This is a genomic window from Micromonospora nigra (assembly GCF_900091585.1).
GTDB classification, from domain to species: domain Bacteria; phylum Actinomycetota; class Actinomycetes; order Mycobacteriales; family Micromonosporaceae; genus Micromonospora; species Micromonospora nigra.
In genome coordinates, this window is the sequence record NZ_FMHT01000003.1 from 1,251,282 (window position 1) to 1,266,386 (window position 15,105).

General features: G+C 73.8%; 14 protein-coding genes. 6 read left to right on the forward strand and 8 right to left on the reverse strand.

The window, feature by feature from the left end; all coding sequences use genetic code 11:
* Positions 1-219 precede the first annotated feature (219 nt).
* Positions 220-426: a hypothetical protein gene (locus GA0070616_RS04890; protein WP_091076940.1), complete on the forward strand. Its 207-nt coding sequence runs from the start codon at positions 220-222 to the stop codon at positions 424-426.
* 156 nt (positions 427-582) lie between these two features.
* Here GA0070616_RS04890 and GA0070616_RS04895 read toward each other — a convergent pair whose 3' ends face one another.
* Positions 583-1,008, reverse strand: a complete 426-nt coding sequence (locus GA0070616_RS04895) for a cytochrome c oxidase subunit 4 (protein WP_091076944.1) — start codon at positions 1,006-1,008, stop codon at positions 583-585.
* A 10-nt stretch (positions 1,009-1,018) separates the two neighbouring features.
* Positions 1,019-1,990: an aa3-type cytochrome oxidase subunit II gene (gene ctaC / locus GA0070616_RS04900; protein WP_091076947.1), complete on the reverse strand. Its 972-nt coding sequence runs from the start codon at positions 1,988-1,990 to the stop codon at positions 1,019-1,021.
* A 197-nt stretch (positions 1,991-2,187) separates the two neighbouring features.
* On the opposite strand from ctaC, the gene GA0070616_RS04905 reads away from it, so the two are divergent.
* Both GA0070616_RS04905 and GA0070616_RS04910 read left to right on the forward strand, forming a co-directional pair.
* Positions 2,188-3,339: a cysteine desulfurase family protein gene (locus GA0070616_RS04905; RefSeq protein ID WP_091076950.1), complete on the forward strand. Its 1,152-nt coding sequence runs from the start codon at positions 2,188-2,190 to the stop codon at positions 3,337-3,339.
* Positions 3,336-3,569, forward strand: a complete 234-nt coding sequence (locus GA0070616_RS04910) for a sulfurtransferase TusA family protein (RefSeq protein ID WP_091076953.1) — start codon at positions 3,336-3,338, stop codon at positions 3,567-3,569. Before GA0070616_RS04905 ends, GA0070616_RS04910 begins: the two co-directional genes overlap by 4 nt.
* Positions 3,570-3,707: 138 nt before the next feature.
* On the opposite strand, the gene GA0070616_RS04915 is transcribed toward GA0070616_RS04910, so the two are convergent.
* From GA0070616_RS04915 to GA0070616_RS04925, 3 genes are all read right to left on the reverse strand, one after another.
* Complete coding sequence (locus GA0070616_RS04915) at positions 3,708-4,685, reverse strand: carbohydrate kinase family protein (protein WP_091076956.1); 978 nt, start codon at positions 4,683-4,685, stop codon at positions 3,708-3,710.
* A 198-nt stretch (positions 4,686-4,883) separates the two neighbouring features.
* Entirely contained in the window at positions 4,884-5,252 is a 369-nt protein-coding gene (gene erpA, locus GA0070616_RS04920) for an iron-sulfur cluster insertion protein ErpA (protein WP_091076960.1), read from the reverse strand.
* 181 nt (positions 5,253-5,433) lie between these two features.
* Positions 5,434-6,597 carry a glycerate kinase family protein gene (locus GA0070616_RS04925; protein ID WP_175439984.1) on the reverse strand — a complete coding sequence of 388 codons (1,164 nt, stop codon included), beginning with the start codon at positions 6,595-6,597 and terminating at the stop codon, positions 5,434-5,436.
* Positions 6,598-6,641: 44 nt separating this feature from the next.
* On the opposite strand from GA0070616_RS04925, the gene nadA reads away from it, so the two are divergent.
* The 3 genes from nadA to GA0070616_RS04940 all read left to right on the forward strand — a co-directional run bounded on the left by nadA (position 6,642) and on the right by GA0070616_RS04940 (position 10,105).
* Positions 6,642-7,817, forward strand: coding sequence for a quinolinate synthase NadA (nadA, locus tag GA0070616_RS04930; protein ID WP_091089904.1), 1,176 nt, complete (start codon positions 6,642-6,644; stop codon positions 7,815-7,817).
* Positions 7,818-8,046: 229 nt separating this feature from the next.
* The gene (gene murA, locus GA0070616_RS04935) at positions 8,047-9,402 is read left to right on the forward strand and encodes a UDP-N-acetylglucosamine 1-carboxyvinyltransferase (protein ID WP_091076967.1); all 1,356 of its coding nucleotides are present in this window, start codon (positions 8,047-8,049) and stop codon (positions 9,400-9,402) included.
* Positions 9,403-9,505: 103 nt separating this feature from the next.
* Complete coding sequence (locus GA0070616_RS04940; protein WP_091076969.1) at positions 9,506-10,105, forward strand: DUF3043 domain-containing protein; 600 nt, start codon at positions 9,506-9,508, stop codon at positions 10,103-10,105.
* Positions 10,106-10,157: 52 nt separating this feature from the next.
* On the opposite strand, the gene GA0070616_RS04945 is transcribed toward GA0070616_RS04940, so the two are convergent.
* Genes GA0070616_RS04945 through GA0070616_RS04955 form a run of 3 tightly spaced genes read right to left on the reverse strand, consistent with a single transcriptional unit; the run spans position 10,158 to position 12,764 of the window.
* Positions 10,158-11,123: an ABC transporter ATP-binding protein gene (locus tag GA0070616_RS04945; protein WP_091076972.1), complete on the reverse strand. Its 966-nt coding sequence runs from the start codon at positions 11,121-11,123 to the stop codon at positions 10,158-10,160.
* Complete coding sequence (locus GA0070616_RS04950) at positions 11,120-11,920, reverse strand: ABC transporter permease (RefSeq protein WP_091076975.1); 801 nt, start codon at positions 11,918-11,920, stop codon at positions 11,120-11,122. The genes GA0070616_RS04945 and GA0070616_RS04950 overlap by 4 nt, the downstream gene beginning before the upstream one ends.
* Entirely contained in the window at positions 11,913-12,764 is an 852-nt protein-coding gene (locus GA0070616_RS04955; RefSeq protein WP_091076980.1) for an ABC transporter permease, read from the reverse strand. Before GA0070616_RS04955 ends, GA0070616_RS04950 begins: the two co-directional genes overlap by 8 nt.
* Positions 12,765-15,105 lie beyond the last annotated feature (2,341 nt).

The following is a 15,105-nucleotide window of genomic DNA, read 5'->3' on the forward strand; positions in this document are numbered from 1 at the left end:
CGTCGGGAAGCGCGCGGACCGTCGGGACGGCGCGACGGGACCGCCGGGCCCGTTCCAGGGTCGGGGGTGGCGGAGTCAGGAACGTCGGACCCCCGTGGGAAACTACAGACGAGTAATTCCCACGATCAGGTCCGCGACCGTCGGCCGGTCACCGACCGACGCGCCACTGCCGCCCGGAGACCGGGTGGTGTTCGTGGCCAGCAGCGAGAGGAGCCGCCCGTGTCGGAGCGCGAGCTTCACTGCGACACCTGCGAGGGCGTTCAGCCGTTCGAGGCGCCACCGTGCGTCGACGACCACGGTGCCGACTGCCCCGAACTGATCTGCACCCGTTGCGGTACGGCGGTGCTCATCGCCACGTTCGCCTTCGGCGCCGCGCGCATGGCCGCTCGCCGACGCCGCCCGCCGGTCCACCGCCGCGCCGCCTGAGCTGACCGGTCTCCCCCGCCGCCTTCCCCCACCGCCGGGCACCGCGCCACCGCCCGCACCTCGACCGGGCCACCACGGGCCGCAGGCCCACCCGCGCACCCGACACGCGACAGCCCGCCTTCCCAGCTCGGAAGGCGGGCTGTCGCGTGTCGCGGGTCAGTGCTCGGCGGTGCGCCGGGTGCCCGTGTAGTACTCGAACAGCAGTCCGCAGGTGGCGAGGATGACCGCCAGCAGGCCGACGCCCAGCAGCCAGAGCTGCCAGAACACCAGGCCGAGACCGGCGGTCGCGGCGGCGAGCGCCAAGCCGAACGGCCAGTAGCTGCCCGGGCTGAAGAAGCCGATCTCACCGGCGCCGTCGGCGATCTCACCGTCCGGCCGGTCCTCCGGGCGCAGGTCGATGCGGCGGGACACGAACCAGAAGAAGCCGCCGCACATCGCGCAGAGCAGAAACGACAGGGCCAGCGCCACGGTGCCGATCCACTCGACCCGGCTGGCCTCGGCGGCGGTCCAGCCGCCGTAGAGCACCGTCGCGAAGAGCAGGAACCCGGCGATGGTGAGGAAGATGCGCCACTCGGTCTTCATGCCCGCTGCCTCAGCTTCCCGCGCCGGCCGGAGCGTTGTCCGGGTTGAAGTTGCTCTCGGTACGCCGCGTGTCGAACGGCCTGGTGGTGACCGCGTACGGTTCCTCGCCGATCGAGGTCAGCGCCTCCTGGGTCGACGCGCCGCCCTGCTTGGCCGCCAGGAACTGGTCGTACTGCTCGGGCGAGACCACCCGCAGCTCGAAGTTCATGAAGGCGTGGTAGCTGCCGCACAGCTCGGCGCAGCGGCCCACGTACGCGCCCTCGGCCTCCAGCTCGGAGACCTGGAACTCGTTACGGATGTTGCCGGGCATGACGTCGCGCTTGAACAGCATCTCCGGCACCCAGAAGGAGTGGATGACGTCGCGGCTGGTCTCCTCGAAGCGGATGGACCGGCCGGTCGGCAGCACCAGGATCGGGATGACCTCGCTGGTGCCGAGCACCGAGGCGACGGTGTTGGCCTCCGGGCCCTGCCCGTCGCGGTAGTTGAACTGCCAGTTCCACTTGAAGGCCACGACCTCGACGGTGACGTCGGGGTTGCGGGTCGTGCGCACCACGTCGGTCTGCACGATCGCCGTGTAGTAGAAGAGCACGGAGACGATCAGGATCGGCGCGATGGTGTAGAGGAACTCCATCGGCAGGTTGTAGCGGGTCTGCACCGGCAGCTCGTTGCCCCGCTTGCGGTAGCGCACGACGCACCAGAAGATCAGGCCCCACACGAAGACGCCGACCGCGAGCGCCGCGATGCACGAGGCGATCCACAGGTCGTACATCCGCTGGGCCTCCGGCGTGATGCCGCCCTGCGGCCAGCCGAAGCCGCCGAACGCCGCGCCGACGTCACAGCCCGTGAGCAGGACCAGCAGCGCCGTCGCGCCGAACCCGAGCCCGGCGACACGCCCGGCACCAGGCTTCCGGCGCCCACCGGCCCCCGCCGAAGCGCTGCGCCGTACGCCCGCGGGCCGTACCTCCGAACTCCTTGCGACCACCTGGTCCTGCCTCCCTAGCGCGCCGCGGGTGTCTGTCCCGGTCTGGTGTCCTCCGCGTCGCGGAGGGACCGCACCGGCGGCAAAGGCGTCACCGACGGTCGCAGATTACTCGACCATGACGGGCTGGACCGTGTTGGGGTCAGTCTCCGCACCCTTCGGGGGATCTTGACGGCGGTGACGCGCTAGCCTGGGCAGTCGTGAGCCCCACCCCGGTCTACCTGGACTCGGCCACCGCCGCTCCGCTGCATCCGGTCGCCCGGCAGGCGCTGCTGGCGGCGCTCGACGACGGCTGGGCGGATCCGGGCAGGCTGTACTCGCGCGCCCGCCGCGCCCGTCAGCTGCTCGACGCCGCGCGGGAGGCCACCGCGGTCACGCTCGGCGTCCGCGCCGACGAGCTGTCCTTCACCCCCAGCGGCACGACGGCCGCGCACGGCGCGGTGCTGGGCGGCCTGGCGGGTCGCGGTCGGGTGGGCCGGGTGCTGGTGCACTCGGCGATCGAACACTCGGCCGTGCTGCACGCGGCGGAGCGCCACGTCGCCGACGGCGGCGTCGCGACGAGCGTGCCGGTGGACCGCCTGGGCGGGCTGGACCTGGACGCCTGGTCGGCGGCGGTCGCCGCGCCGGGGGTGGCGCTCGCCACGCTGATCGCGGCCAGCCACGAGGTGGGCACCGTGCAGCCGGTAGCGACGGCGGCGGCGACCTGCGCCGACGTGGGGGTTCCGCTGCACGTGGACGCGGCGCAGGTGGTGGGGCGGTGCCCGCTGCCGACCGGCTGGTCGCTGCTCACCGCCAGCGCCCACAAGTGGGGCGGCCCGCCCGGGGTGGGCCTGCTGGTGGTGCGCAAGGGCACCCGCTGGGAGTCGCCGTGGCCGGCCGACGAGCGGGAGTCGGGGCGTACCCCGGGGACGTTGAACCTGCCGGCGGTGGTGGCGGCGGCGGCGAGCCTGCGCGCGGCGGCGGCCGACGCGGCGGCCGAGGCGGCCCGGCTGGCGCCGCTGGTGGACCGGATCCGGGCGCGGGTGGCGGCAGAGGTGCCGGACGTGGAGGTGGTGGGTGACCCCGACCACCGGCTGCCGCACCTGGTGACGTTCTCGTGCCTGTACGTCGACGGCGAGGCGCTGCTGCACGCGCTGGACCGGCGGGGCTTCGCCGTGTCGTCGGGATCGTCGTGCACGTCGTCGACGCTGCGCCCGTCGCACGTGCTGGCGGCGATGGGGGTGCTGTCGCACGGCAACGTACGGGTGTCGCTGCACCGGGAGACCACGGAGGCGGACGTGGAGCGGTTCCTGGCGGAGCTGCCGGGGGTGGTCGCCGGCCTGCGCGCCGAGGCCGGGGTGATGGGGCTGTGACGATGCCGGCGGAGGTGCTCGACTGCCGTGGCCAGCGGTGCCCGCTGCCGGTGATCGCGCTGGCCCGCCGACTGCCCGACGTGCCGGTGGGCACGGCGGTGCGGGTGCTGGCCGACGATCCGGCCGCCGCCGTGGACATCCCGGCGTGGTGCCGGATGCGCGGCCAGGAGTTCCTGGCGACCGTCACCGGCCCCGACGGCCCCGCCTACGACGTCCGTCGCACCCACTGAGCGTCCGCGCCGTTCCGCCACGCCGAGCCGTCCTGCCACGCCGAGCCGTTCTCCCCCGCTCCTGCGCTGCCGGAACCCGACGAAGCGGGCAGCGGCCGTGATCCGGGGCCGAGAGCGCAGGAGCGACGCGGGAAGCGGCTACGGCAGCAGGTGCGCGCGGACCTCGTCGGCGGCCTCGTCGCCGTAGGACTCGCCGAGGCGCTTGACGAACAGGTCGGGACGAACCTGGTATTCCTGGGTGCCCACCGTCTCCAGCACCAGCGTGGCGAGCAGCGAGCCCACCTGGGCGGCCCGTTCCAGGCCGAGCCCCCAGGACAGCGCCGTGAAGAAGCCGGCGCGGAAGCCGTCGCCGACACCGGTCGGGTCGACCGCCTGGGTCTCCCGGGCGATCGGCACGTGGATGGGGTCGATGCCCCGTCCGACGATCTCCACACCGTGCTTGCCCAGCGTGGTGACCCGGATCGTGACCAGGTCGAGCAACTGCTCGTCACTGAGCCCGGCCTTGCTCTGCAACAGCGACTTCTCGTAGTCGTTGGTCATCAGGTACTCGGCACCGTCGATCAGCCCCACCACGTCCTCGCCGGGCATCCGGGCGAGCTGCTGGGAAGGGTCGGCGGCGAACTTGAAGCCGCGCTCGCGACACTCGGCGGAGTGCCGCAGCATGGCCTCCGGGTCGTTCGCGCCGACCAGCACCAGGTCCAGCCCGGCGAGCCGGTCCGCGACCGGGGACAGTTCGATGTTGCGGGCCTCGCTCATCGCACCCGCGTAGAACGAGGCGATCTGACACATGTCGGTGTCGGTGGTGCAGACGAAGCGGGCGGTGTGGGCGACCTCGCTGACGTGCACCGATTCGCAGTCCACCCCGTGCCGCTCCAGCCAGGAGCGGTAGTCGGCGAAATCCGCCCCGACCGCACCGACGAGCACCGGCCGCAGGCCGAGCTGCCCCATGCCGAACGCGATGTTGGCCGCCACTCCGCCGCGACGCAGCACGAGATCGTCCACCAGGAAGGAGAGCGACACCTTGTGCAGCTGATCGGCGATGAGCTGGTCGGCGAACCGGCCGGGGAAACTCATCAGGTGGTCGGTGGCGATCGAGCCGGTCACGGCGATCTTCATGGCAACCCTCGGGGGTCGGGAGCAGAGCGCGGTCAGCCTACCGGGCCGTGGCCCCCTCGGGCGACGCCCCGGGCCACCCCGTGGACCTCCTTGCTCCCACCTGTCACACGGGCCCGGCGGTTGCGCGGCGGACCGACCCGGACGCCGACGGGCGGCCCCGTGGTGGGACCGCCCGTCGGCGCAGGTCGGGACGACGACTCAGCTGAACGAGTCGCCGCAGGCGCAGGAGTTGCCCGCGTTGGGGTTGTCGATGGTGAAGCCCTGGGCGTCGATCCGGTCGGCGAAGTCGATCGTCGCGCCGGTCAGGTAGGGAGCGCTCATCCGGTCGACGACGACCTCGACGCCGTCGAAGTCGGTGACGACGTCACCGTCGAGCGAACGCTCGTCGAAGAAGAGCTGGTATCGCAGGCCGGAGCAGCCACCCGGCTGCACGGCGACCCGGAGCCGCAGGTCGTCACGGCCTTCCTGCTCGATCAGGGCCTTGACCTTCTGCGCCGCGACGTCGGTGAGGACGACGGACGTGGGGGCCTTGGCCTCGGTCGAGTCGGTCTGCGCTGGCGTGGTCACGTGGAATTCTCCCTGCGCGCGTTCGGTGTGGTCTCTCCTGGCCAACGTAGGCCGCCGGTCGGTGATTCCCACAGTGGTCCAGCTACTGATTGTAGGCCGCCCGGGGCCGGGCCACCCGGCGGCGTGACCAGGCCCGCCCCGGAGCCGGCCGGCCCGCGCGCCCCGGGCGCCCGCGCAGGCGTCACCTGCTCCACTGGCGGGCCAGTCGCGCGCCGAGCGCCCGCAGCCCCTCGGCGGGCCGCTCCAGCGCGGCCGTCAGGCCGCCGCGCTGCTCGCCCCCGAAGTGCTCCACCAGGCTGTACGCGTCGGTCACTCCCGCCGCGGCGGCCTCCCGGCGGCCGGTGCTCACCTGACCGGCGAGCACCACGCAGGGCAGCCCCCGGTCCCGGGCCCCACCGGCCACCCCGGCGACCACCTTGCCGCGCAGCGACTGGTGGTCGAAGGATCCCTCCCCCGTCACGACCAGGTCGACGGTGTCGAGGGCCGCGTCCAGACCGGTGGCGCGGGTGACGAGGCCGATGCCCGACTCGCGGTGCCCACCCAGCGCCAGCACCGCCGCCCCCAGCCCGCCGGCCGCACCGCCGCCGGGCAGCGCGCCGAGCCCGTGCGGGCAGCCGGGCAGGTCCCGTTCCAGGACGTCCGCCCAGCGTTGCAGCGCCGCGTCGAGCAGCAGCACGTCGGCACGGTCGGCACCCTTCTGCGGGCCGAACACGTTGCTCGCCCCGTGCAGGCCCAGCAGCGGGTTGTCCACGTCGCTGGCGGCGACCAGCCGGGCGTCGCGCAGCCGGGGCGCGCCGTCCAGCGCGGCCACGCCCACCAGTGCGGCGCCGCCGTACGGCAGGGCCAGTCCGGTGGCGTCGAGCGGGGTCACCCCGAGCGCGGTCAGCAGGCCCGCGCCGCCGTCGTTGGTGGCGGAGCCGCCGAGCCCGACCAGCACGGTGCGGGCACCGGCCTCCACCGCGGCGGTGACCAGCAGTCCCAGCCCGTACGAGGTGGTGACCTTCGGGTCGCGTTCGGCAGCGGCGAGCAGGTGCAGGCCGCACGCCTGGGCGCTCTCCAGCCAGGCGGTCGCCCCGTCGTCGGTGAGCAGGATCTCACCGGTCACGGGCCGGCCCAGCGGGTCGACGGTGGGCACGGGCACCCGCCGACCGGGCACCGCCCCCGCGAGCACGTCGAGGAAGCCGGGGCCGCCATCGGACAGGGGGCGGAGCAGCAGCTCGTCGGCGGGGGCGACCTCCCGCCAGCCCTCGGCGACCGCCGAGGCCGCCTGCGGGGCCGACAGCGTGCCGGCGAACGTGTCGGGGCAGAGCAGGACGCGCATGCCGAGCAGTGTGGCAGCACACATCTTCGGCGGCTGCGGGCGGACGGCGTTGTGGGAGCATGGGGTACGTGACTTCGACCTGGGTTGAGCCGTCCAACACCGCGACCGCGCTGCTGCTCCTCGGCCGGGGCAGCGACCCCGCCACCGAGCGCGGGGTCGAGTGCCCGGGCGACCTGCCGGCGCCGAGCGACCCCGACCTGGTGGCCCGGGCCGCGGCGGCCAAGGCGGCGCTGGGCGAGCGGGTGTTCGTGCTGGGGCACCACTACCAGCGCGACGAGGTGATCCAGTTCGCCGACGTGACCGGCGACTCGTTCAAGCTGGCCCGGGAGGCGGCGGCCCGGCCCGGCGCGGAGTACATCGTCTTCTGCGGCGTGCACTTCATGGCCGAGAGCGCCGACATCCTCACCTCCGACGCCCAGAAGGTGATCCTGCCCGACCTGGCCGCCGGCTGCTCGATGGCCGACATGGCCGTGCTGTCGCAGGTCGAGAAGGCGTGGGACGTGCTGACCGAGCTGGGCGTCGCCGCCGACACCGTGCCGGTGACCTACATGAACTCGTCTGCCGACATCAAGGGGTTCGTGGGGCGCAACGGCGGGGTGGTGTGCACCTCGTCGAACGCGAAGCGGGCCCTGGACTGGGCGTACGAGCAGGGCGGGAAGGTGCTCTTCCTGCCCGACCAGCACCTGGGCCGCAACACGGCGGTGCTGGAGATGGGCTTCTCGCTCGACGACTGCGTGCTCTACGACCCGCACAAGCCGAACGGCGGGCTCAGCCCGGAGCAGCTGCGCGACGCGCGGATGATCCTCTGGCGGGGGCACTGCTCGGTGCACGGCCGGTTCACCCTCGACAGCGTCAACGACGTCAGGGAGCGGGTGCCCGGGGTCAACGTGCTGGTACACCCCGAGTGCCGGCACGAGGTGGTGCGGGCCGCCGACCTGGTGGGCTCGACGGAGTACATCATCCGCACGATCGAGTCTGCGCCGGCCGGCTCGGCGTGGGCGGTCGGCACCGAGCTGAACCTGGTGCGGCGGCTGGCGCTGGCCCACCCGGACAAGCAGATCATGTTCCTGGACAAGGCGGTCTGCTACTGCTCGACCATGAACCGGATCGACCTGCCACACCTGGTGTGGGCCCTGGAGGAGCTGGTGGCCGGCCGGGTGGTCAACCAGATCACCGTGGATGCCGACACCGCGCACCACGCGCGCGTCGCGCTGGACCAGATGCTGGCGCTGCCCGGGGCCTGATCCGCCCGGCCTCGATCACGCACAGTGACACCTCTGGCACACAAAAGTGCCGGATCACCGATAAGTACCCCGCAGTACGGTGTGACCCGGTCCAGCGTCGTCACCGAGGGCTATGCTGCCGGAGCGACGACGCACATGGGCCGATTCGACCTGGACACATCCCGGGTAGCGATCACCCCATCGTGCGCTGCACCCCTGACACGGCACCATCGACGCGCTGGAGGTTGCGTTGACCGACGACGTCCTGGTCGTACACGGAGGCACTCCGCTGGAAGGGCGGATCCGCGTGCGCGGCGCGAAGAACCTGGTCTCCAAGGCGATGGTCGCCGCCCTGCTCGGTGACAGCCCGAGCCGGCTGTTCGACGTGCCGAAGATCCGCGACGTCGAGGTGGTACGCGGCCTGCTCGGCCTGCACGGCGTGAAGGTCACCGACGGCGGCGAGGACGGCGAACTGGTCTTCGATCCGGCGAACGTCGAGAGCGCCAGCACCGACCAGATCAACGTGCACGCCGGTTCCAGCCGCATCCCGATCCTGTTCTGCGGGCCGTTGCTGCACCGGCTGGGCCACGCCTTCATTCCCGACCTGGGCGGCTGCCACATCGGCCCGCGCCCCATCGACTTCCACCTGCGGGCGCTGCGGGAGTTCGGCGCGACGGTCGAGAAGACCCCGGAAGGGCTGCACCTGTCGGCCCCCAACGGCCTGCACGGCACCAAGTTCGCGCTGCCGTACCCGAGCGTCGGCGCGACCGAGCAGGTGCTGCTGACGGCGGTGATGGCCGAAGGGGTCACCGAGCTGCGCAACGCGGCGGTCGAGCCGGAGATCATCGACCTGATCTGCATCCTGCAGAAGATGGGCGCGATCATCAAGGTGCACACCGACCGGGTGATCGAGATCCAGGGCGTGCCGAAGCTGCACGGCTACACCCACCGGCCGATCCCCGACCGGATCGAGGCGGCGAGCTGGGCGGCGGCGGCGCTGGCAACCCGGGGGCACGTCGAGGTGCTCGGCGCGCAGCAGGCCGACATGATGACGTTCCTCAACGTGTTCCGCTCGGTCGGCGGCGAGTACGAGGTCACCGACGCCCGCCCGCCGAAGCTGGGCGACCCGGGCCAGGAGGGCGGCATCCGGTTCTGGCACCCGGGCGGCGAGCTGCACGCCGTGGCGCTGGAGACCGACGTGCACCCGGGCTTCATGACCGACTGGCAGCAGCCCCTCGTCGTGGCGCTGACCCAGGCGCGCGGCCTGTCCATCGTCCACGAGACGGTGTACGAGCAGCGGCTGGGCTACACCGAGGCACTGAACTCGATGGGCGCGAACATCCAGGTCTACCGGGACTGTCTGGGCGGCACCCCCTGCCGCTTCGGCCGGCGCAACTTCAAGCACTCGGCGGTCATCGCCGGGCCGAGCAAGCTGCACGCCGCCGACCTGGTCATCCCCGACCTGCGGGCCGGTTTCAGCCACCTGATCGCGGCGCTGGCCGCCGAGGGCACCTCCCGGGTGTACGGCGTCGACCTGATCAACCGGGGCTACGAGGACTTCGAGGCGAAGCTCGCCGACCTGGGCGCGCACGTCGAGCGCCCCTGAACCGACCGGCCCGACGGCCACGCAGGTCGACCTCGACCATCGACGCCCGCGCCCGGTGCACCGCGATGTGCACCGGGCGCGGGCGTTTGGCTACCCTTGCCGCGTGCCGTCGCTGTTTCGCCGCAAGTCCGCCGACCTCGTCGACGAGGCCGTCACCCCGGTGACGCCCGACGAGGAGTCCGAGTCCGCCCGCCCCCGGGGCTACACCCCGGCCAAGGGACGTGAGACGCCGAAGCGGCCTGCCGCGGGTCGCCGTCCGGCCGGGGCCACCAAGCCGCTGACCAAGGAGGAGGCGCGGGAGCGCCGGCGGCAGCAGCGGGCCGAGTCGGCGGCGGAGTTCCGCCGCGAGGGCGGCCCACGCGACCGGGGCCCGGAGCGGCTGCTGGCCCGCAACGTGGTCGACTCGCGGCGCACCGTCGGCACGTGGTTCTTCGGCGGGGCGCTCATCGTGCTGATCGGGTCCAACGCGGCGATGCCGCCGGCGATCCGGCTGGCCTCGAATCTGCTGTGGGGTGCGCTGGCCGTCGGCCTGGTGATCGACTCGGTGCTGATCTCGCGGAAGATCAAGAAGCTGGTCCGGGACCGGTTCCCCCACACCGACCAGCGGATGGGCTCCCTCTACTTCTACGCGATCATGCGGGCGATCACCTTCCGCAAGCTGCGTACCCCCGAACCGAGGGTGAAGATCGGCGACCCGATCTGAGTCCGGCCGGCTCCTGCGGCCCCTTCCCCGGTCCCGGGGCGAGGGGCCGCTGTCATGCCGGGGTGCGGTAGAGCCGCGTGACGACGTCCTCGATCGCCGGTTCGACGATCGAGACGTCCCGTAGCGTGCCCAGCCCGGCCAGCGCGGCGACCACCTCGGCCACGCCGGCCGACTCCAGGACGAACACCAGCCGGTGCCCGTCGGCCTCCACCCGCAGCAGCGGCGCGCCGGGCAGCGTCGGCGGCGTGGGCAACGCCGTGTCCAGGTCCGCCACGACGAGCCGCCGGGAGCCGTACCGCTCGTGCAGTGCGGCGATCGTGCCGTCGTGCACCACCCGGCCGTGGTCGATCACCACCAGCCGGTGGCAGAGCCGCTCGATGTCGGCGAGGTCGTGGGTGGTCAGCACCAGGGTGGTGTCGCCGGTGCCGCCCAGTTCGGCGAGGAAACCGCGCACCGCCTGCCGACTGACCACGTCCAGGCCGATGGTGGGCTCGTCGAGGAACAGCACCTCGGGGCCGTGCAGCAGCGCGGCGGTCAGCTCGCCCCGCATCCGTTGGCCGAGGGAGAGCTGCCGCACCGGCACGTCCAGGAAGGGATCCAGGTCGAGCAGGACACGGCAGCGACGCAGCCGGGCGGCGTGGTCGCCGGCCGGCACCCGGTAGACGTGCCGCAGCAGGTCGAACGACTCCCGCAGCGGCAGGTCCCACCACAGTTGGGACCGCTGCCCGAAGACCACGCCGATGCGCAGCGCGAGCCGGGTGCGCCGGGCCACCGGCGCCAACCCGCACACCAGGGCCGTGCCGGAGGTGGGCGTCAACACGCCGGTGAGCATCTTCAGGGTGGTGGACTTGCCCGCACCGTTCGGGCCGATGTAGCCGAGCAGCTCGCCCCGGCCGACCCGCAGATCGACCCCGTCGACGGCGGTGACCAGCCGCCTGGTTCGGCGCAGCCGGCCGACCTTCACCAGGACGGTGAACTCCTTGCGCAGCGCGTGCGCCACGATCACGTCGTCGCTCATGACCCCGTACTCCGGTAGTGGCGGACCCCCGCGCGCCAGGCCGCCGCGGCGAGCGCGGCGGCGACCAGCGCGACGGCCGGCGAGACCCGACCCACCCAGGCGGGCAGGCCCAGCGGGTCGGCCCGGCCGAGCAGCGCCAGCGCCGGGTGGTAGCTGACGAAGGCGAACCCGAGGCCGTACGCGAACAGCGCGCGGAACCAGCCGTCGTAGACGGTCATCGGGTACGAGGTGAAGTCCCGCCCCCCGTAGGTGACCGAGTTGGCCAGCTCGCCGGAGTCGACCCAGCGGAACGACAGTGTCGCCGTGGCCACGAACACCGACCCGAAGAACACCACCGCGGCCACCGGTGCGACCACCGCGAGCAGCAGCCGCCCCGGCGTCCAGTCGATCTCCGCGGAGCGCAACGCCACCAGGTAGACCGTCAGCCCGAAGGCCGCCCGGGAGAGCTTGCGCAGCGGCAGCTCCATCAGCAGCAGCTGCGGCAGGGCACCCAGCGGACGCACCAGGACGGCGTCGAACAGGCCGGTGCGCACGTACCGGGGCAGCCGTTCGATGTTGCCGACCAGCAGGTCGGCGACGGCGAACGAGACGGCCGTCAGCGCCACCAGCACCAGCGACTCGCGCAGCGTGAAGCCACCCAGTTCGCGGGTCACCCCGAAGATGACCAGCACGGTCAGCACGTCGAGGACGGTGGCCCCGACGTTGCCGACGAGGTCGACGGCGAACGAGGTGCGGTACGCCGCCTGCGAGCGGGCCTGGCCCCGCAGCAGCGCCCAGTACGCGGCCGGCTCACCCACCCTGCGCCACCATCCGGCGCTCGGCGCGGTGCTGCACCAGCCGGCAGGCCGCCAGCACCAGCCCCGCCCAGGCGACCTGAAGGGCGACCAGGCCGAGCTGGGTACCCGTCGGGTCCCGCTCGACCAGCACGTCGAGCGAGGTCTGGAGCAGGCTCGGGAACGGGGTGCCCAGCCAGAGGACGAGCTGGAGCCAGTCGGGCAGGAAGCGCAGCGGGAAGTACAGCCCGGCGAGCCCGGTGGAGGCGAGCAGCCACAGGATCATCGGCCCCCGTACGTCGTGCAGCCAGTACGCGGTGGCGTTGACCAGGAACCGGCAGCCGAAGCCGAGGACCACGGCGACCGGCACGGACAGCAGGAACAGCGGCACGGTGGCGGGACGGTCGGGCAGGTGGACGGGGAAGAACAGCGGTCCGACGAGCAGTGGGGGCGGCAGCCGGGTCAACGCGGCGTACCAGGCGCGGCCCAGGTCGGCGGCGAGCAGGCTGGTGACCGGGTGGACGGGACGCAGCAGGTCGGTGACCACCTCCCCGGTGCGGATCCGGTCGGCCAGCTCGGTCCACGAGCCGACCAGAATCACGGCGAGCAGGCCCTGGCTGGCCCAGACGAAGGTGACCAGCTGCGCGCGGTCGTACCCGGCCACGGTGCCGGCGGCCCCGGCCACGGCGAGCAGGACGTAGCAGCGCAGGAAGCCGAAGACGGTGTTGGTGACCACGCCGGCCACGGTTGCCTGCCGGTAGGTGGAGTATCGTCGGAAGCCCGATCCGGCTATAGCCCTAAATGTCCGGAACCATAGGATAACGTTTGACGCCGGGGGCGGTGCCACAGTGGCGGTGACCGAGCCCACGCCGCTACCCTCCATCCGCAGCCACGACGTGCCGGAGGGGCGACTCTACCGGCACGTCGAGGGGCCCAGCGCGACAATTCCCGACGAGGTGACATCGCCGTGAGCGAGCGGACGCGAGCCGGCCACCGGGACACGGCCGTGAGCGAGCGGACGTCGACCGGGCGGCTCCGCCCGCACCGGGATCGCCCCGGCCACCGCACCCCGGTCCTCCTCCGCCACGGCTGCCCGGACGACAGGTCGCAGGGATGAGTCGCGGCTACGCCGACCGGTGGCACGACCCGGCCGAACCCTCCTGGGTCGCCGAGCCGACCAGCGAGTGGCAACCCCAGTTCCCCGGCCAGCGCTACCCCGGCGACATCGGCGTCCAGTACCTCCCCCCGACCGGCGCGCCCCGGGGAGGCTCCGCCATCGGCCGCGCCGAGGTGCCTCCGCTCGCACCCACCCGGCCCGACGGCACGTACCTGGGCCGGTCCTGGGACGAGGAGCCCGACCACGGGTACGCGGCCCCCGGCCGGCGGAGCTGGGACGACCCCGAACCGCACGGCTGGGACCACTCCGGCCCGACCCGGCACGGCACCGCCGACGCGCGACGCCGGGACGGCACCGGGGCCCTCCCCGGCGGCGGCAGAGGCCCACGCCGGGACGGCACGGACGCCCGGTGGGAGCGTCCGCGGGCACGACGCGACGACGTCGGCGGGCCGCGCCAGCCGGACAGCTACGACCACACCCTGTACCAACGGCCCCACCCCGACCGGCCGGCACCCGACGGCGGGTTCGTCGGCGGCGACCTCCACCGGCCCGGCGACGAGCGACGCGCCGACCGCCGGACGAGGTCGGACCAGGCCTGGGCCGCCGACCCCACCGTCGACCGCCGGACAGGGCCCGATCAGGCATGGGCTGGCGACCGGCAGCAGCCGGTCGCCGGGCAGCCGCGCGGCCGGGGCGAGGTGACCTGGTCCGACTACGGCCACCCCGAACGACCCGCACGGGAGCAGGGTCGCCGCCCCGACCGCACGGAACCGGAGCGGCCCGGGCCGACCGACTGGGAGCGGCGGGTCGAGGTGACCCCCGTCTCCCCCGCCAGCCACGGCGAACCCGACTGGCTGCCGGAACCCGGGGAGCGGACCCACCGGTCGAGCCGCTATCCACGGCCCGCCGAGGGGACGCAGCGACGGGTCCCCGGCGACGCTGAGCGCCGCCCCCGGTACCAGTGGAGCGACCACCCCGGCGGGCCCAGGTACGACGACGAGGCGGACCGTGACGCCGCCCGAGCCCAGCACCGAGCCGTCCCGCTCGCCGAGCCGGCGTACCCGGACAGCTACGTGGACGACGACCCGCCGGTACCACCCGTGCCCCGCAGCCACCCGGACGACCGGCCCCGCGTCGACGAGCGCCGCCGGACCGACCGCGACGAGCAGTGGACGAACCGCGACGGCGCGGGAGACCGGCCGCGCCGCGAGGACCCCCAGCCGACGACCCCGGTCCGGGGCCACCTGCCGTGGCCGGCCGAGGGCCCACTGCGCCCCGGCTACGGCCCCGAGCCGGTGGGTCACGCCGAGCCGGTGGGTCACGCCGATCCGGGCGGGTCACACCGGTCGGCGAGAGCCTCCGCGCCGCCACCACTGTCCCACCAGGGCGACATCCGGCCCTCCGGCCCGCAGACCCCGCCGCAGCGTCCACACCTTCGAGTGGTACGCGATCCGGACGAGCGGGAGCGCGAGGTGCCCTCCTCCCGTCAGTCCGTCTCCCCGGCGCCGCCCGAGCACCCGGTCTCCCCGGCGTCGCCGCCCCGACGACCGGCCGGCCCCGACCGCCCGGTCTCCCCCGCCGCCGGGTACGAGCGTCCGGCCTCCCCCGCCCCGGCATACCAGCGCCCCGAACCACCCACCGCCGACCAGCGCCCCGAATCACCCGCCGGACACGAACACCCCACCGGTGCAGAGGCGGTCCCGCCCGTCGCTGCGGAGAGGCCCGTGTCGCCAGCCCCGGCCGGCGAGCGCCCGCACCGTCCCGCACCCGCACCCGCACCCGCACCCGCACCCGCACCCGCACCCGCACGGGAACGCCCGGCAGTCGCCAGCGATACGGTCGTGCCCGCGCCGACGGACCGGCACCCGACTCGACACCCGGCTCAGGACCGCCCGGCCCCGCCTCCACCGGCCCAGGCCCGTCCAGCCCCGCCCGTCCCGACCCCGCACCGGCCGCTGCCGCCCTCCCCGGAGCAGCCGGCACCGCCGAGCACGTCCGACCCGCGCCCGGCACCGCCGGGAACGTCCGCCCCACGCCCGACACCGCCGAGCACCGCCCCACGCCCGACACCGCCGAGCACGCCCGGCCACGA

Excerpts from the sequence above, each read along its gene's own strand:
- GA0070616_RS04895 (WP_091076944.1), bottom strand. The coding sequence starts at position 1,008 with ATGAAGACCGAGTGGCGCATCTTCCTCACCATCGCCGGGTTCCTGCTC.
- GA0070616_RS04915 (WP_091076956.1), bottom strand. The coding sequence starts at position 4,685 with ATGAAGATCGCCGTGACCGGCTCGATCGCCACCGACCACCTGATGAGT.
- GA0070616_RS04925 (WP_175439984.1), bottom strand. The coding sequence starts at position 6,597 with ATGTGTGCTGCCACACTGCTCGGCATGCGCGTCCTGCTCTGCCCCGAC.
- GA0070616_RS04945 (WP_091076972.1), bottom strand. The coding sequence starts at position 11,123 with ATGAGCGACGACGTGATCGTGGCGCACGCGCTGCGCAAGGAGTTCACC.